This window comes from Microbacterium sp. MPKO10 (genome assembly GCF_026107415.2).
Classification (GTDB): Bacteria; Actinomycetota; Actinomycetes; order Actinomycetales; family Microbacteriaceae; genus Paramicrobacterium.
Genome location: NZ_JAPCHX010000005.1, coordinates 108,016 through 123,158, shown reverse-complemented (window position 1 = coordinate 123,158; position 15,143 = coordinate 108,016). Strand labels below are relative to the sequence as shown.

The 15,143-nt window shown below is 66.1% G+C and carries 16 protein-coding genes; 7 read left to right on the top strand and 9 right to left on the bottom strand.

Annotation, left to right across the window (positions count from 1 at the left end):
* Positions 1-80: 80 nt before the first annotated feature.
* Positions 81-791, bottom strand: coding sequence for a helix-turn-helix transcriptional regulator (locus OK352_RS11605; RefSeq protein ID WP_265141645.1), 711 nt, complete (start codon positions 789-791; stop codon positions 81-83).
* A 172-nt stretch (positions 792-963) separates the two neighbouring features.
* Between OK352_RS11605 and OK352_RS11600 the strand changes: the two genes are divergently transcribed.
* Together OK352_RS11600 and OK352_RS11595 are read left to right on the top strand one after the other, a co-directional pair.
* The gene (locus OK352_RS11600) at positions 964-1,848 is read left to right on the top strand and encodes an alpha/beta fold hydrolase (protein WP_265141644.1); all 885 of its coding nucleotides are present in this window, start codon (positions 964-966) and stop codon (positions 1,846-1,848) included.
* A 4-nt stretch (positions 1,849-1,852) separates the two neighbouring features.
* On the top strand, positions 1,853-2,467 hold the full coding sequence (locus OK352_RS11595; RefSeq protein ID WP_265141643.1) for a TetR/AcrR family transcriptional regulator: 615 nt from the start codon (positions 1,853-1,855) through the stop codon (positions 2,465-2,467).
* A gap of 36 nt (positions 2,468-2,503) precedes the next feature.
* Here the strand turns inward: OK352_RS11595 and OK352_RS11590 are convergent, their stop codons facing one another.
* Complete coding sequence (locus OK352_RS11590) at positions 2,504-3,010, bottom strand: VOC family protein (RefSeq protein ID WP_265141642.1); 507 nt, start codon at positions 3,008-3,010, stop codon at positions 2,504-2,506.
* Positions 3,011-3,059: 49 nt separating this feature from the next.
* Here OK352_RS11590 and OK352_RS11585 point away from each other — a divergent pair, with 49 nt between their 5' ends.
* On the top strand, positions 3,060-3,866 hold the full coding sequence (locus tag OK352_RS11585; protein WP_265141641.1) for an AraC family transcriptional regulator: 807 nt from the start codon (positions 3,060-3,062) through the stop codon (positions 3,864-3,866).
* A gap of 25 nt (positions 3,867-3,891) precedes the next feature.
* On the opposite strand, the gene OK352_RS11580 is transcribed toward OK352_RS11585, so the two are convergent.
* The 6 genes from OK352_RS11580 to OK352_RS11555 all read right to left on the bottom strand — a co-directional run bounded on the left by OK352_RS11580 (position 3,892) and on the right by OK352_RS11555 (position 9,668).
* On the bottom strand, positions 3,892-4,959 hold the full coding sequence (locus tag OK352_RS11580) for an Rv2578c family radical SAM protein (protein WP_265141640.1): 1,068 nt from the start codon (positions 4,957-4,959) through the stop codon (positions 3,892-3,894).
* A gap of 183 nt (positions 4,960-5,142) precedes the next feature.
* Positions 5,143-5,955: an energy-coupling factor transporter transmembrane component T gene (locus OK352_RS11575; protein ID WP_265141639.1), complete on the bottom strand. Its 813-nt coding sequence runs from the start codon at positions 5,953-5,955 to the stop codon at positions 5,143-5,145.
* Positions 5,952-7,664: an ABC transporter ATP-binding protein gene (locus OK352_RS11570; protein WP_265141638.1), complete on the bottom strand. Its 1,713-nt coding sequence runs from the start codon at positions 7,662-7,664 to the stop codon at positions 5,952-5,954. The genes OK352_RS11575 and OK352_RS11570 overlap by 4 nt, the downstream gene beginning before the upstream one ends.
* A 7-nt stretch (positions 7,665-7,671) precedes the next feature.
* Positions 7,672-8,274 (bottom strand): ECF transporter S component, encoded by a 603-nt coding sequence (locus tag OK352_RS11565; RefSeq protein WP_265141637.1) that lies wholly within the window; start codon positions 8,272-8,274, stop codon positions 7,672-7,674.
* Between the two features lie 101 nt (positions 8,275-8,375).
* Positions 8,376-9,332 carry a pirin family protein gene (locus OK352_RS11560; RefSeq protein ID WP_265141636.1) on the bottom strand — a complete coding sequence of 319 codons (957 nt, stop codon included), beginning with the start codon at positions 9,330-9,332 and terminating at the stop codon, positions 8,376-8,378.
* A gap of 6 nt (positions 9,333-9,338) precedes the next feature.
* Positions 9,339-9,668 carry a GNAT family N-acetyltransferase gene (locus OK352_RS11555; RefSeq protein ID WP_265141635.1) on the bottom strand — a complete coding sequence of 110 codons (330 nt, stop codon included), beginning with the start codon at positions 9,666-9,668 and terminating at the stop codon, positions 9,339-9,341.
* A gap of 92 nt (positions 9,669-9,760) precedes the next feature.
* On the opposite strand from OK352_RS11555, the gene OK352_RS11550 reads away from it, so the two are divergent.
* The 4 genes from OK352_RS11550 to recQ all read left to right on the top strand — a co-directional run bounded on the left by OK352_RS11550 (position 9,761) and on the right by recQ (position 14,106).
* Positions 9,761-10,354, top strand: coding sequence for a hypothetical protein (locus OK352_RS11550; RefSeq protein WP_265141634.1), 594 nt, complete (start codon positions 9,761-9,763; stop codon positions 10,352-10,354).
* Between the two features lie 145 nt (positions 10,355-10,499).
* The gene (locus OK352_RS11545) at positions 10,500-11,225 is read left to right on the top strand and encodes a YcnI family copper-binding membrane protein (protein WP_265141633.1); all 726 of its coding nucleotides are present in this window, start codon (positions 10,500-10,502) and stop codon (positions 11,223-11,225) included.
* Positions 11,222-12,121 carry a copper resistance CopC family protein gene (locus OK352_RS11540; protein WP_265141632.1) on the top strand — a complete coding sequence of 300 codons (900 nt, stop codon included), beginning with the start codon at positions 11,222-11,224 and terminating at the stop codon, positions 12,119-12,121. Before OK352_RS11545 ends, OK352_RS11540 begins: the two co-directional genes overlap by 4 nt.
* A 50-nt stretch (positions 12,122-12,171) precedes the next feature.
* Positions 12,172-14,106 carry a DNA helicase RecQ gene (recQ, locus tag OK352_RS11535; RefSeq protein ID WP_372338102.1) on the top strand — a complete coding sequence of 645 codons (1,935 nt, stop codon included), beginning with the start codon at positions 12,172-12,174 and terminating at the stop codon, positions 14,104-14,106.
* On the opposite strand, the gene OK352_RS11530 is transcribed toward recQ, so the two are convergent.
* Positions 14,085-14,942: an SDR family oxidoreductase gene (locus tag OK352_RS11530; RefSeq protein ID WP_265141630.1), complete on the bottom strand. Its 858-nt coding sequence runs from the start codon at positions 14,940-14,942 to the stop codon at positions 14,085-14,087. The genes recQ and OK352_RS11530 overlap by 22 nt on opposite strands.
* Between the last annotated feature and the right edge of the window lie 201 nt (positions 14,943-15,143).

Genomic DNA, 15,143 nt, shown 5'->3' with positions numbered 1-15,143 from the left:
GATTCAGTCTGCCGGCCTGTCTTTAGGCGATGGCGCTGTGGGGCGGCGTGCCCAGACGGCGCATTCGAAAGCGGGTCTGTTCAGGCGATGTCTTCGGTGCGCTGCCGGCGCGTGAGTGTGACCCAGCAACCTTTTTCTGGGTCGCGTGCGTGGAGGTCGGATGCTTCGAGCGGGCCATCAGTGAGACCCAGCGCGGTTCCCAGCAGACCGAAGTGCACGTCGCAGACGTGTGGGTGTTGACCCGCGAGGTCGTAGTACGGGCAGTGGTGGAGGGTGATGCGCGTGGAGTCAGATGCGTCGTCTTTGTCGGGGATGCCGCCGCTGGAGCTGCGGGTGGAGTCAGTGCTCGCGTGGGCGTCGCTGCTGCTGTCTGTTTCGTCGATCGTGGCCTCGAACCCGCAGGTGTCCAGCTGATCTTCGAGGATGTCGAGTTGGCGGTCAGCGGGAGTCGGGCACCGGGTCGCCGCATGCGGGGCGACGATGCGGCGCACGAGGTCGGCACGGTCGTAGGCGTCGCGCACGCGCCTGGCCGTTGCCGGGTCGGACAGTGAATCGGCCACGCTGTACCGGATGCGCGGGCGACCTCGCCCCGAGCGGCGGATTGGTTGAGAATGGACGAACCCTGCCTCGATGAGCAGATGCAGATGTTCTCGGGCGGTGTTCGTGTGCAGACCGGAGGCCTCGGCCAGCTGCTCGACGCTCTGTGCGCCGCGCGTCTGCAGCAGATACAGCAGCTCGATGCGGCTCGGTGAGGCGAGAACCCGGTAGTGCTCTGGCACGATGCGTCCCATGACCCCATCATAGTTCTACAACGTGTAGAAAACCAGGTTCGACGGCATTGCATATCCGCAGAATCTCGGTCCTGAGTGCGCTCTGTGATGGGCGCGGGGGTGTGTGAGCGTGCGGAATTCTGATACGTTATGACCAATGACGCATTATTGGTCATAACGTCAGGAGTGCACGATGGATCGTCGTTACAGCATCCGGTTAGGAAACACGCACGTGTCTGTGCGCGAATGGTCTGCGTCTGAAGAAGTCCAGCAGCGCACCGTCATCCTGTTGCACGGTGGAGGTGTCGATAACGCCACTCTGTCATGGGGAGAGACAGGTCCAGCGCTCGCCGAGGCCGGCTACCGTGTGATCGCTCCCGACCATCCAGGTTTCGGGGACTCTCCGCGCGCAGCATGGTCGCTCACGCAGGAGAACCTCGTCGCGTATGTCGGTGACCTCATCGACGCGCTGGGTGTAGAGCGCTACGCGATCGGCGGACTCTCGCTCGGCGGCGGCATGTCGATCGGGCACGTCCTCGATCGACCAGATCGTGTGGTGGGGGCCATGCTGCTGGGCAGCTACGGGATTATGCCGAGACTTTCGGACGGACCGTTTGCGTGGCTCTCGCATCCGGCCACATGGATGCTGCTGCGCACCGGCCTGATGGCAACAATGATGCGCTCTTACACACGGTCACCGGAACGCATGGAACAGGGCCTGACCTCCCTGGTTCGGGATCCAGCTCGGCGCACCCCGGAACTCGTGGCCGACGTGTTGAACGCCACGAAACGAGAGGAGTCGCTCGAAGTCTTCGAGCAGTGGCAGCGCGATCAGATCGCCTGGAGCACGCTGCGGTCAGACTACTCACCCCGACTCGGGTCGATCGTCTGCCCAGCCCTCGTTATTCACGGTGAACGGGATTCCGGAGTGCCCGTCCAGCGGGCACGCCATGCCGCGCAGACCATCCCGAATGCCACGCTCGTCGAGGTCGCCGGGGCGGGGCACTGGGTTCAACGCGACGCACCGCGCATCGCCGTCCCCGCGATGACCACGTTCCTTGACGATCTGACATGGTAGATGCATGCCGCGCCCGCTCATTCCCGACCGCCGCAAACTGATCCTCGACACAGCCGAGGCGCTCATTCTCGAGCGCGGTTTCGATGCCATGAGCGTCCACAGCATCGCGGAACATGTTGGAATCGCGAAAGGGTCTGTCTATCGCGAGTTCGACAGCAAGACGGCGATCCTTGACGCGCTTCTGACACGCTCGATGGAGCGCATGAAGGCGCAGAGCGACCGGCTGCTCGAAGGGCACGACAAGCCGACGCTCAGCGCAGCCTACGAGGCGAGCGCTCGCGTGCTGCTTGATGACCCGCTCATGACCGCCGCATTCCTCGACGATCGCGGTGTGCTCGGAAGCTACATCGATACGGTCGGCGACGACCGGTACCGTCGTCGGCACCGCGCCGTCGTCGCCTGGATCTCCGACCTGCAGCGTGGAGGAGCCATCAGCGCGGCTGTCGACGGGGAGGCGCTTGCGCTCGTGCTCTCGAGTACCACGCTGGGGCTGATGCAGGCGGCAGAGCACGTTGGGCCGGTCTCGGGAGAGCAGCTTCGCGCTGCTCTTCGGATGATGGCCGATCTGGTGTCTCACTACGAGACGACCGGCGGTTCTGCCGGTCGACCTGCCACTTGACCGCACGAACACGTACTCGCCGCGCGGCGTGTGCCGCTATGCGCTCTGCGTCTTCGCCCACTCGGCGACGCGCCGTGCCGACTCCTCAGGAGAGAGATCTTCGACGCGCGTCATGATGGACCACCTGATGCCGAACGGGTCGAGGATTGAGCTGAAGCGGTCGCCGGAGACGAACGCCTCGACGTCTTCGCGGATTGTTGCGCCACCCGCGCGTGCGCGCTTCGTCACACCATCGACGTCGTCGCAATAGAGTGCCATCGAGTAGTCATGCCCGGCCTCGGGATCTGGCGTAATGAGCTGGTTGCTGGGCAGAGGATCGCTGAGTGTCAGCATCCCGGTCCCGAAATCGAGGACGGCATGCGCGACAACATCGCCGAAACGCGTGACGTCGACGACTCGGGCGTCAAAGGTCGCCGAGTAGAACTCGATTGCCTTCTCTGCCGGTGAAACGACGATGTGCGGGGTTAGTGAGGTGCTGCCGTGCGGAATGCCGCGCGTCGTGTGGGTGCCGTTTGCCGCGGTGGATGACGTGTGTGTATTCATAAGCTCAGCGTAGAAAGCGGATGTCGGACGCGTCTTGTATTTTTGCGACATGACGGATGCTGTTCCACGATCTCGCGGGCATCTCAACCCGGGTGCTGCGGGAGTGCGCTTCGATCGATTCCACCTCGGGCCGGGGATGCAGGATCTCGTGAGGCACGTCTGGCTCGTGACCTGGGAGCTGCCGCCAGGCGTCGCTCGGGCGCAGCGCGTACTCAGCTACCCGGCAGTGAACATCGTGTTAGAGCCCGACTCCGTCGCGCTCTACGGACCGGATTCGCGCGTGGACACCCGTGAACTCCGTGGTACTGGCTGGGCTGTCGGTATTCTGTTTCGCCCCGCGGCAGGCAGCGTCCTGACGCGAACGGACGCCCGCGAGCTTGTGCGCCGGGCTCCGGACGGCGAACCGGTTAGCGATGCTCCCGCGAGACGCGTCAGCGACAACCTAGCGCCCGGCGACAGGACACACCTCGTCGGCGTACTGCGCTCCTGGCTGCGGCCACGTGCGGAGTTGATCGATGAGCGCGGCTTGGCGCTCAATCGCGTGTGCGACAGTGCCGAGAACGATGAGGACATCGTGCGGGTGGCCGACCTGGCAGCATCCGTCGGAATGTCGGTGCGGACGCTCGAAAGGCTGACGCGCGAGCGTCTGGGAGTCTCACCCAAATGGCTCATCGAATGTCGGCGCATGCAGAATGCGGCGACACAGCTCTACTCGGGGACGGCAACAGAACTCTCGATGTTGGCAGCTGAGCTCGGATTCGTCGACTACGCACACTTCTCTCGGCGCTACGCGGCGATTCTGGCCGAGACTCCGGAGCAGACGCGGCGCGCGGGGGAGCGGTCGCGGGCGCGCTGACCGGGGTGCGACGTGGCGCGCTGGCTCAGAACAGCATGGGAGCGGCATCCGGCGATGACGAAGCGCCTGCCGCGACACCCCGCGAGTGCGCATTCGCGGTGGGCGCAGCAGCACGCGACTGCTCCTCAAACCGCACGGCGCGGCGACGCTCGAGCCCATGGGCGCGCAACAGCGGTCGCACCCGCGCAGCCAGATCAGCCTGATACTCCTTCGGCGCGTACGCTCCCCGTGAATACAGACGTTCGTACGCAGGCAGAAGCTCAGGATGCTGCCGCTGAAGCCACAGCATGAACCACGGCTTGACGCCGGGCTTCAGATACAGCGTGGAGAACAGCGCATAGCTCGCCCCGGCCTCAGAAATGCGCCGCAGAGCGTCATCGAGCTGTTCCGTCGAGTCGGTGAGGTACGGCAGGATCGGCATCAGAAACACCCCGCACTCAAGCCCGGCTTCGCGGGCGGCCGCCACCGTGGCCAAGCGCGCCGTGGCCGTCGGTGTTCCCGGTTCGACAGTGGACTGCAGCTCGTCATCGTAGACGGCGATCGACATCGCCACGTCAACACTGACCTCACGTGCCGCATCCGCAAGCGCCGGAATGTCACGACGCAGCAGCGTTCCCTTCGTGAGCACCGAGAACGGTGTGTGGGATCGCGCCAGAGCATCGATGATTCCGGGCATCAGGCGGTAGCGTCCCTCGGCTCTCTGATACGGATCGGTGTTGGTTCCGAGCGCGACAAGCTCGCGATTCCACGACGGACGCGTCAGTTCGCGCTCCAACACCTCGGCGACATTCGTCTTCACGACGACCTGCTTGTCGAAGTCCTCACCGGCATTGAGCTCGAGATAGGTGTGCGTGGGCCGGGCGAAACAGTAGGTGCAGGCGTGCGAACAGCCGCGGTAGGGATTGATCGTCCAGTGAAACGGCATCTCGGAGCTGGCCGGAACCTGATTGAGCGCCGATTTTGCCAGGACTTCATGGAACGTCATGTCCGCGAAGCCGGGTGTGCGCACCGACCGCACAAGACCGGCAGGGCGGCCGAGCCCCGGGAGAGCATTGGCGTCGTCCGTGGACAGCTTCTGTGAATCCCACCGCATGAGTTAAGTAGAACAGAAATTCGCACTTAACGGAACAGAGCACCAGTAAGAATCGAATATATATGAACTCGGTGGCGACGGTGGCGACGGTGCTTCAGCGCACCACTGTCACAGCGCTTCAACGTCTCGGCACCGCCGTACCGCCATGTGGGCGAGGCCGCGACGGTGGACAGCGCTGCAGAGCTAGAGGATTCGAATCCCGATGATCGTCACGGCAGCAACGACCCATAAGACCACGACGAACACGACATCGCGTACGCGAAGCGGAACCTCGTATCGCTCGGTGCGTGTGGGGTGAGCGCCGAACGCGCGTGCATCCATCGAGAGCGAGACACGTTCTGCATGTCGGATGGCACTGGCCAGCAGCGGCACAATGTAGCCGATCGTGCGCCTGAGCGCGGCGATCGGGCCGCGTCCGCCCCTCGCCCCGCGCGCTCGGTGCGCCTTGCGAATCACATCGAGCTCGTACCGGAAGCGCGGAACAAAGCGATACGACGCGAGCGCCGCATACCCCACCCGGTAGGGCACACGCAGGTGTGCGACAGCGGAGCGGACCATGTCCGGCCCGCTCGATGTGAGACCCGTGAGAAGCGCGAGAGACAGGATGCTGACGAGCCGCAGCGCGGTCGCCGCGCCCACCTCGAAAGCGCTGAGGAAGAGACGGTAGTCGCCGATGCGCAACAGCTCGACACTGTGGTCGAGGTCACTCGAATCCGTCCAGAGGCCGAACCCGACGGTCAGCACCGCGGCGGCGACAGGGAGCGCGACGAGAAGCAGGATCAGCCGCCGGGAGGTCATCCGGGTGCCGGTGAGCAGAAGCAGGTAGGCGATGCCGATGAAGACAGCAGGAGTGAGGATGTCGCGTGTGAACACGAGAACGACGATGACCGGTAGCGTTGCCGCGATCGTCGCCAGAGGATTCAGCGTCTGCAGGGAGCGGCGGGCCGCGGGGCGTGTCGCGGCCGGACGTGTCTGCGCAGCATCCGTGCCCGTCATCGGAGCGGCTCCGGAAGATCGGCGAGTCGAGTGACGCGGTGCCAGGCGGGGTCAGCGAGCTCACTCATCGCGCGGGCGAGAGGGGGCTGACGCAGACTGTTGCGCTGCAGCAGGGTGTTGTCCGAGAGGATGCTGCCGGTGGGCCCGTCCGCCGCGATCGCGCCGTCTGCGAGCACGACCACGCGTGAGGCGTACTCGGCGACGAGCTGCATGTCGTGGGAGACCACGATGATCGTCGAGCCTGCGTCGCGCAGATCGCTGAGCATCGCCATGAGCTCGTCTGCCCGCTCACGATCCTGCCCGAACGTGGGCTCGTCGAGTGCGAGGATCGGCGCACCGACAATGAGCGCCGTGCCGACGGAGAGGCGCCGCTTCTGACCGCCTGAGAGCAGGAAAGGGTGCACGTCGCGGTGCTCCGAAAGACCGAGGCGCGCCAGCATCCGCTCGACGCGTTCGGCGATCTCGGCATCATCGAGGCGTCTGCCGGACGAGGCGCCGTGCACGTGCAGCCCGTAGGCGAGTTCGTCGGCGACCGAGTTCGCGACGAACTGGTGCTCGGGATTCTGAAAGACGAAGCCGGCGCGCTGCGCGAGCGCCCGTGTGTCTCGGGTCGCCGCATCGATTCCGGCCAGCTCGACGTGCCGCTTCGGTGGCCGAGCGATGCCCGTCATCGCCTGGATGAGCGTCGTCTTTCCTGCCCCGTTGGCGCCGATGATCGCGAGAAAATCACCGGTGTGCACGTCGAGGCTGACGCGGTCGAGCAGGGTGCGCTCGCCTCGGCTGACCGTCAGATCCCGGATGCTGATGAGCCGCTCTCCGTGCGGACGCTCCGTGACATCGACGGAAGGCTCCGGCAGGTCGGTGTTCCTCATCGCCTCGGTGAGCTCGGGCATCGTCAGCGGAACAGTGCCGAGGTCAATGCCGGCGGAGGCAAGACGCTGGGCGACGGCTGTCGCGGTGGGCAGCCACACACCGAGCGAGGCGATCTCGTCGGCGTGGCCGGCGATGACGTCACGTGGGGTGCCCGAGAATGCTGTGCGGCCCTCACGGTCGAGGACGACGACGCGATCGACGATCGGGAGGGCGGCGTCGACGTCGTGTTCGATGAGGACGACGGAGCGGGTGCCGTCGGCGACGACGCGGCGCAGCACCGCGTAGACGTCAGCGCTTCCACTCGGGTCAAGGTTTGCCGTCGGCTCGTCGAGCACGAGCACTGCCGTGCGCATGGCGAGAGCGCACGCAATGGCGAGCCGCTGCCGGGCACCGCCCGACAGGACGTCCGGAGAGTCGTCTCTGCGGTGCCACAGCCCCACGGTGCGCAGTGCGCTCTCGGCGCGGGCGAGGACCTCGTCGACGGGAAGAAGCATGTTCTCGAGCGCGAAGCACACGTCGTCGAGCACGCTCTCGGTGACGATCTGCGCGTCAGGGTCCTGGAAGACCATCGCCACGTGTTCGGCGAGCTGCGCCGTCGTGGACCGCGCGGCATCGACGCCGCACACGGTGACGCTGCCCTCAAGGTCGGCGGGTATCGCATGCGGAACGAGCCCGTTCATGGCGAGCGCCGCCGTGGATTTTCCGCAACCGCTCGGTCCCAGAAGCAGCACAACCTCGCCAGAATCAACGTGCAGCGTCACGCCATCTGGTGTGTGGGCTGAGCGATCCGCGTGGCGGATGCGGACCTGGTCGAGGGTGAGGGCGGTCGCCGGCATCGCGGCGTCAGGCGGCCGTCATCGGCAGCGGGTGCGCGCGACGAGACCCCGAGGAATGTGACCGGCGATCAACGTCGTGCTGGATGCCGCGGGCGACTCCGGTCTTGTTGAGACCGGCTGCGATCACTCGGCCGAGCCAGGTGAAGAGCACGGGGCTCACGGCGAACAACCCGAAGTAGACAAGGTTCGCCCAGCCGACGAAATGCTCCATTCCCACGGCGATGAAGACGCCGCCGCCGAACACAACTCCCATGACCGCCGCGGAGACATAAAAGACCCAGGCGCGCCAGTAGCGATATTTCGACACCGCGAATGGCAGCTCCTGAAGCAGACCGATGGCGAGGCCCGTGGCGAGGTAGCGCATGATGAATGCTGGATTCACGGCGGAGCCGACAAGCCCGGCGATCAGGCTTGTGATGAGGGCGACGCCTGGACGGCGCAACAGCGACTGGGCGATGACGCCGGGCAGGAAGTACACGCCGATCGAGAGCCCGTAGACGATGGGCGCTGCCGCGGCGACGATTCCGTTGACGAACCCAGCGACGGTGAAGACGATCCCGCTTCCCACGCCGATCGCGGCGCACGTCATGAGAAGGCGGGTGCTGAACATCGGTATCCCTTGAGGGCTCGGGGTGTGGAGGAGATTCCAGTCTCTCAAACTTAGCCGAGCCTTGCCTATCCTGGCAACGCGTGGATGTCGTGAAAATGGTGTCAGCGGCGACGGCGCGGTGTCAGTCTCACGCCGGGGAGCGGCGGGGCGGGGATGCGATCGGCGCCGTGCCCTGGCACGGAGCCGAAGCGCTCGGAACCCGCTTCCCAGTCATCGCGCGCAGCCACGATATCGGCGTGCGAACGGCCGACGAAGTTCCACCACATCACAAGATCTTCGCCGAACGGCTCGCCGCCGATGAGCATCGCGCGTGCCCCAGCATCCGCACTCATCTCGATGGAGGTGCAGCCCTCACCGATGTAGAGAAGCTGCCGCGCGCGCACGCGGACGTCGTCGACGGTCATCTCTCCCGCAATGACGTACACGGCGTGCTCGAACGCGCTGTCGACGGGGAACTGCTCGTGCGTGTTCGCCTCAAGTTCGAGATCGGCGCCGACCAGCGGTGTGTACACGGTGGCGGGGGATGTCGCGTCGCCCAGCGTGCCGACGAAGACGCGCGCCCGCACCCCGCCGTGCTGCCAGATCGGCAGGTCGGCGTGCTGCTCGAAAGCAGACTCCCCTCCGGCAGCATCCGGGGGCAGAGCCACCCACAGCTGGACGCCGTGAAGCGACGAATTGTCATCGGCGAGCGTGGAGAACTCGGAGTGCGCGATACCTTTGCCGCTCGTCATGATGTTCAGCTGACCTGGGCGGATCATCACGTCGTTCTGCAGGGTGTCGCGGTGTCTGATCTCGCCGTCCAACGGCCACGTCACCGTCTGCAGCCCGATGTGCGGGTGCGGCAGCACACGCATGGGGACCCCGGCCTCGTCGAAGTGGTCGAGAAAGCACCACGCGCCCACCGTGGGCAGGACGCGTTGCGGCAAAGATCGATGCACGGTGATGCCGCGGATTCCGCCGAGCGGAACCTGGCGGGACTCAAGCAGTATGGTCGTCGGGCCGGGAGGCGCCCCCTCGCGCGTCAGCAGCTCTTCATGAGGCTCATCGAACCGAGTCACCGCGGCTCATTTCCTCGCGTGCTTGGGCTGCGGCCAGGCGACATGCGGGTCGTATTCGTGATGCCGCTTGAGGTACGCCTGAATGAAGGGGCAGTACGGGATGATGATCTCGTCACGCTCGACGGCGTCGTCGAGGGCGGCCTTGGCGAGGATGCTGCCGAGCCCCTGCCCGCCGTGCGCATCATCGATCTCCGTGTGCACGAACGCTGTCCCGCTGTCTTCGCGCCGGTACTCAGCACGACCGACGAGCTCATCGCCGATCCAGAGCTCGTAGCGCTCGTCGGCGTCGTTGCGCGTTACGCGCGGTGTGTTGGGTGTGCTGTCTGTGTCTGCCACGTGAACCCCCGGCTCCTCGCTTGCCCCCACGGTACCCGGGAAGCCCGCCGGAGGCGAGCGACAGATTATGCTGGGGCGTGGGAGGGCACGGTATGGGTGAACGCGCCATTCGCGCACTGCGCGGCACGATCGCGGCTGCCGTCTCGACGGTGATCGCCGCCACCTCTCACGGTCTTGCCGACGGCCGCGCGCCGAGCGTCTTTGCGCTGAGCGTCGCCCTCACAGCATCCGTCTTCGTCTGCATCGCCCTCGCGGGGAAGACCCTGTCGCGCTCGCGCCTCGCCGTCTCCGTCGTGCTCAGTCAGCTCGCCTATCACGGCATGTTCGCCTTCGCGCCCTCGGGCGGAAGCGTTGAGCAGACGAGCCTCGGCGTGCACGCGCAGCATGCGCTCGGTGCCGTCGACGTGCAGGCGGGGGTCGCCGTGCACAGCCACCATCCGACGATGTGGTTTGCTCACGTGCTCGCCGCTGTCGTCACGACGCTTGTTCTGGCACACGGCGAGCGGATCGTGCGCGGACTGTTCACCACCCTGCGCATCGCGGTGAGTGCGCTGTTCGAGGCGCCGGCGCCCGTCGCGATTCCGGCGCTGGTGTCGGTGACTCCGAGTGCTGCCGCACCTCGCCGTGCAGCAGTCGTGCTGCCGTCACGCTCGCAGCGTGGCCCGCCGTCATTCGCCTGGGCATAGCGCGCGACGGGGAACTGCTGCGCGCTGCCCCGCAACGTTTCCCTCCTTTGTCAGCGGTCGCACGGCGGCGCGCTGACAGCGGGCCAGAACGCGGACACTCCGCCGCGCCCGCATGCGAACAACGACATGAAAGAACCATCACGAGATGAAGAAATCGACAATCACACGAGCCGGACTCGGCCTGGCAGCCGGAGCCGCGCTTGCACTCGCCGCACCGCTCGCGGCCAGCGCTCACGTTCATGTGGACCCGGCGGACGCCGCTGCCGGGTCGAGCACCGTGCTCACCTTCACCATCGGGCACGGCTGCGACGGCTCGCCCACCACGGCGGTCAGCATCCAGATGCCAGACGAGATCGTCACGGCAAAGCCTGTTGTCAACGCGGGGTGGACGGCCGAGTCGCAGACGGAGCCTGTCGAGGGCGTCACCGACCAGAACGGCGACCCCGTGGGCGAACGTGTCAGTTCCGTCGACTTCACGGCGAAGACGCCGCTCGACGACTCCCAGATCGACACGCTGTCTGTGCAGGTGTCGCTGCCGGAAGACACGGCGGGTTCCACGCTCGCGTTCCCGGTGACGCAGACCTGCGAGTCCGGCTCGGTCGCGTGGGACGAGATTCCGGATGCCTCCGGAGAAGAGCCCGAGCACCCGGCGCCCGTCGTCGCCGTCGGCGATGTCGACGACTCCGGTCATGGTCACGGCGACCAATCGGGCCAGGCGGATGACGAGTCAACGGATGCCGCGGCGGCGGAGAGCGATAATAGTGATGACCTGATTGCTCGTGTGATCGGGATCGCGGGGCTCTTCGTCGGTGCTGTCGGAGTCGTTCTGGCCGTGCTGGCTCGTCGTCCCCGTGAGAAGGAGAACAGATGACAGACGGATCACGTCGACGTCGAACACGACGGATGCTGGGGTTCGCGCTCGCGGCTGGGATCGCCGTGAGCCTGGGTGCCGTGGCCTCGGTGGCCGGAGCACCGTCAGCCGTAGCGCACACTCAAGTTGCTCCGGCGTCGCCGAAACCCGGCTCGACCGTCACCTCGGGCCCTGTGACTGTGGCTCTCACGACGACGGATCCTATTCTCGCCAGCGGCCAGAAGAGCATCGTCGTCGAGGGGCCAGGCGGCACCGAGCAGTATTTTGGTGACGGCTGCACCGAGGTGACGAACGGCGAGACGACGCTCAGCGCCGAGGTGACGTTGGGCGAGCCCGGAGAGTACACGGTGATCTGGACGCTCGTGGCAGAAGACGGCCACACGCAGAGCTCCAACGACTTCGCACCATTCACCTTCACCTGGGAGCCCGAAGCCGGCGAAGAGACGGCCACCGGCTCAGACACGGTTCCCACCTGCGGTGAGGACTCAGCGGACGCGGGAACCGACGAGCCCGGCACCGACGAGTCTGGTGCAGACGACTCCGAGGCGTCAGACGGAGCAGGGGAGGAATCCGGGGAAGAAGCCGGTGCGCCGGGAGCCGATTCGTCTGACGCCGACGTGTCCGATCTCGCATGGCTGATCGGTGCCGCAGGCATCATCTTCATCGCGACGGCAATCGTGGTGATGATCGCGGTGCGCCGCCGGATGCTGCAGGACGATGACGACCCCGACAATGACGACCCCGACGATGACGACCCCGGCACCGGGGCAACGTCGGGTCCGAATAGCTCATCTGGCCCAGCTGGCGCGTCTGGCCGAGATGACTCCTCGGGCCCGGATGGCTCGTCCACCTCTGACGGATCGTCATCCGGGCCGGAGTCACCACCATCGTCGTGATGCCAGCAGAGCCGCGGTGACACGGCCTCGGCGGCAGCGTCACCGCGAGCATGGGCCGGTGTCGGCTCGGTGCGAGTGCCCGTGTCAGCAGCAGTGACAGCACGACGGTGACGGTGCCACCGGCTACGGTGGAAGCAATGACTTCTCCTGCCGGTGGCACCGCACTCGACGTGCTCAGCCACGTCTTCGGATACGACGCCTTCCGCGGCGACCAGGCCGACATTGTCGACCACGTCACCGCGGGAGGCGACGCCGTCGTGCTCATGCCGACGGGCGGGGGCAAGAGCCTCTGTTATCAGATCCCCGCACTGCTGCGTGAGGGGACGGGCGTCGTCGTGTCTCCGCTGATTGCGCTGATGCACGACCAGGTTCAGGCGTTGAAGGCGGTCGGTGTGCGCGCCGATTTTCTCAACTCGACCCAGACGCCAGACGAACGTTCGCGTGTCGAGCGTGCCTATCTCTCCGGCGACCTCGACATCCTGTATGTCGCCCCGGAGCGGTTGAATACCGACTCGACACGCTCCTTACTCGCGCGGGGCACGATCGCACTGTTCGCCATCGATGAGGCGCACTGCGTCTCTCAGTGGGGCCACGACTTCCGCCCCGATTACCTCGCGCTCTCCGATCTCGCCGAGTTGTGGCCTGACGTTCCGCGCATCGCGCTCACCGCGACAGCGACAGAGGCCACGCACCGCGAGATCACCCAGCGGCTCAGCCTCGGCAGCGCACGGCATTTCGTGGCGAGCTTCGATCGCCCGAACATCCAGTACCGCATCGTGCCGAAGCGGGATCCACGCGCGCAACTCGTCGAGTTCATTCGCGCCGAAGGGCGGGATGCTGCGGGCGAGGACGCCGCCGGAATCGTGTACGCGCTCAGCCGAGCATCCGTCGAGCGTACGGCCGAGTACCTCGTGCAGCGCGGCATCAACGCACTGCCGTACCACGCGGGGCTCGACGCGAGCGTGCGCGCCGAGGCACAATCGCGCTTCCTGCGTGACGACGGTGTCGTCATCGTGGCCACGATCGCGTTCGGCATGGGTATCGACAAGCCCGACGTACGGTTCGTCGCGCACATCGACCTTCCGAAATCCGTCGAGGGGTATTACCAAGAGACGGGGCGAGCCGGGCGTGACGGTGAACCGTCGGTGGCCTGGCTCGCGTACGGGCTGCAGGACGTCGTGCAGCAGCGACGCATGATCGACGACTCCACAGCCGATACGGCGCACAAGAGGCAGGCGATGCACCACCTCGACGCCATGCTCGCGCTCTGCGAGACGGTGCAGTGCCGCCGCGTGAACCTGCTGCGATACTTCGGGCAAGAGAGCACACCGTGCGGCAACTGCGACACGTGCCTCGATCCGCCCGCTGTCGTCGACGGAACCGTCGCGGCTCAAAAGCTGCTGTCGACCATCGTGCGGCTCGACCGCGAACGCCACCAGCGGTTCGGTGCCGGTCAGATCATCGACATCCTGCGCGGTAAAGAGACGGCACGCACCCGGCAGCACGGGCACGACACGCTGAGCACCTGGGGCATCGGCGACGACATCTCGGATCAGCGCTGGCGCGGCATCGTCCGGCAGCTTCTGGCGCAGGGGCTGCTGGCCACGCGCGGTGAGTACGGCGTACTCGGGCTCACGGAGACCAGCGGCGAGGTGCTTCGCGGCGATCGCACCGTGCAGCTGCGTGACGAACCCGAGCGGGCACCGCGTGCACGATCGGCACGCCGCGCGGCTGCTCATGAACTTGAACCGGCCGCCGCCGAGCTGTTCGAGAAGCTGCGCGAGTGGCGAGCCGCAACGGCCCGCGAGCAGGGGGCACCCGCCTACATCGTGTTCTCAGACGCCACGTTGCGCGACATCGCCGTGGCTCGGCCCGCCGACACGGCAGCGCTCGGTGCGATCAGCGGTGTCGGCGACACCAAGCTCGCGCGCTACGGCGAAGCCGTCATCGACGTCGTACAGAGTTACGCAGCGCTCGGCTCGTGACCGTTCGGGGCTGGCGACGGCCCGCACGTCGACGTCGGCACCTGCGGCGGTGCTGTGCGGTTCATCCACTCCTGCCACGTCGTTCTGCCGCGACGAGACTCGGGAACGATATTGACGCCCGAGCGCAGATATCGCCCGATCGCGAAGACGAGAGGAACCGGCACGAGCACCGCACGACGCCCGGTGTGCGCGAGCCACTGCTGCGACAGCGCCCGAACCGACGCGATCTCTGGACCGCCATACGACCGGATCTCGTCTGGCCCGGCATCGCCCACGGCATCGACGATCACCTCGGCGATCTCGGCCACATCGATCGGCTGCAGCTGTGCGCGCTCCGACGTCGGAATGACCCGGAACCGCGCCGCGGACTGTGCGATGCTCCACAGCTGCTCGAACACCACGGTGAATCGCACGACGGTGGTGGGCACCGCTGAATCGAGATACACCGCCTCCTGGTCGGTCTTCGCTTCGTAATAGGCGAAGTCGCTCTGATCACAGCCCACGTCAGACACCACCACGATGCGGCTGACGCTCGATTGGGCGGCAGCATCCGTGATCTGGGCGGCGCCGACACGGAAGACCGCTTGCGCGACATGCGAAACGCCATTCAGACAGTCAATGACGATATCGACGCCCTGCAGATTCTCGCCAAGCTGGTGTTGCGTCGCATGGTAGAGATCGCAGGCGCGGTAGTCGACATCGGGCACAAAACGTGGTGAAGACGACGCTGGAATCTCGCGGGAGATCGACCGGACCTCATGCCCACGTGCACGCGCGGCGCGCACCACGACACTTCCGACAAGCCCCGTGCCCCCGACAACGAGAATGCTGGCCATACAGGCACATCCCTTTCATGAGAACCCTGATGAGAGTTCCCCCCACTCCACTAGTTCACCTTTTTACCCTACGTTCGGTAAGTCCCCGTCCGGGGGAGATTTTGTGAGAGAAAGCAGTGAATAGTCTGGGATGCTGTGGGGCAGGCACAACCGCTCGCGTCACTGCGCCCCGGTGTTTGTAGCCCACGGACGGTGCGTTCT

Bases quoted from the DNA above. Each gene is read 5' to 3' on its own strand.
- OK352_RS11545 (WP_265141633.1), top strand. From the start codon at position 10,500: ATGAAGAAATCGACAATCACACGAGCCGGACTCGGCCTGGCAGCCGGA.
- OK352_RS11570 (WP_265141638.1), bottom strand. From the start codon at position 7,664: ATGCCGGCGACCGCCCTCACCCTCGACCAGGTCCGCATCCGCCACGCG.
- OK352_RS11590 (WP_265141642.1), bottom strand. From the start codon at position 3,010: ATGAATACACACACGTCATCCACCGCGGCAAACGGCACCCACACGACG.
- OK352_RS11605 (WP_265141645.1), bottom strand. From the start codon at position 791: ATGGGACGCATCGTGCCAGAGCACTACCGGGTTCTCGCCTCACCGAGC.
- OK352_RS11585 (WP_265141641.1), top strand. From the start codon at position 3,060: ATGACGGATGCTGTTCCACGATCTCGCGGGCATCTCAACCCGGGTGCT.
- OK352_RS11565 (WP_265141637.1), bottom strand. From the start codon at position 8,274: ATGTTCAGCACCCGCCTTCTCATGACGTGCGCCGCGATCGGCGTGGGA.
- OK352_RS11540 (WP_265141632.1), top strand. From the start codon at position 11,222: ATGACAGACGGATCACGTCGACGTCGAACACGACGGATGCTGGGGTTC.
- OK352_RS11600 (WP_265141644.1), top strand. From the start codon at position 964: ATGGATCGTCGTTACAGCATCCGGTTAGGAAACACGCACGTGTCTGTG.
- OK352_RS11580 (WP_265141640.1), bottom strand. From the start codon at position 4,959: ATGCGGTGGGATTCACAGAAGCTGTCCACGGACGACGCCAATGCTCTC.
- OK352_RS11550 (WP_265141634.1), top strand. From the start codon at position 9,761: ATGGGTGAACGCGCCATTCGCGCACTGCGCGGCACGATCGCGGCTGCC.
- recQ (WP_372338102.1), top strand. From the start codon at position 12,172: ATGGGCCGGTGTCGGCTCGGTGCGAGTGCCCGTGTCAGCAGCAGTGAC.
- OK352_RS11575 (WP_265141639.1), bottom strand. From the start codon at position 5,955: ATGACGGGCACGGATGCTGCGCAGACACGTCCGGCCGCGACACGCCCC.
- OK352_RS11530 (WP_265141630.1), bottom strand. From the start codon at position 14,942: ATGGCCAGCATTCTCGTTGTCGGGGGCACGGGGCTTGTCGGAAGTGTC.
- OK352_RS11595 (WP_265141643.1), top strand. From the start codon at position 1,853: ATGCCGCGCCCGCTCATTCCCGACCGCCGCAAACTGATCCTCGACACA.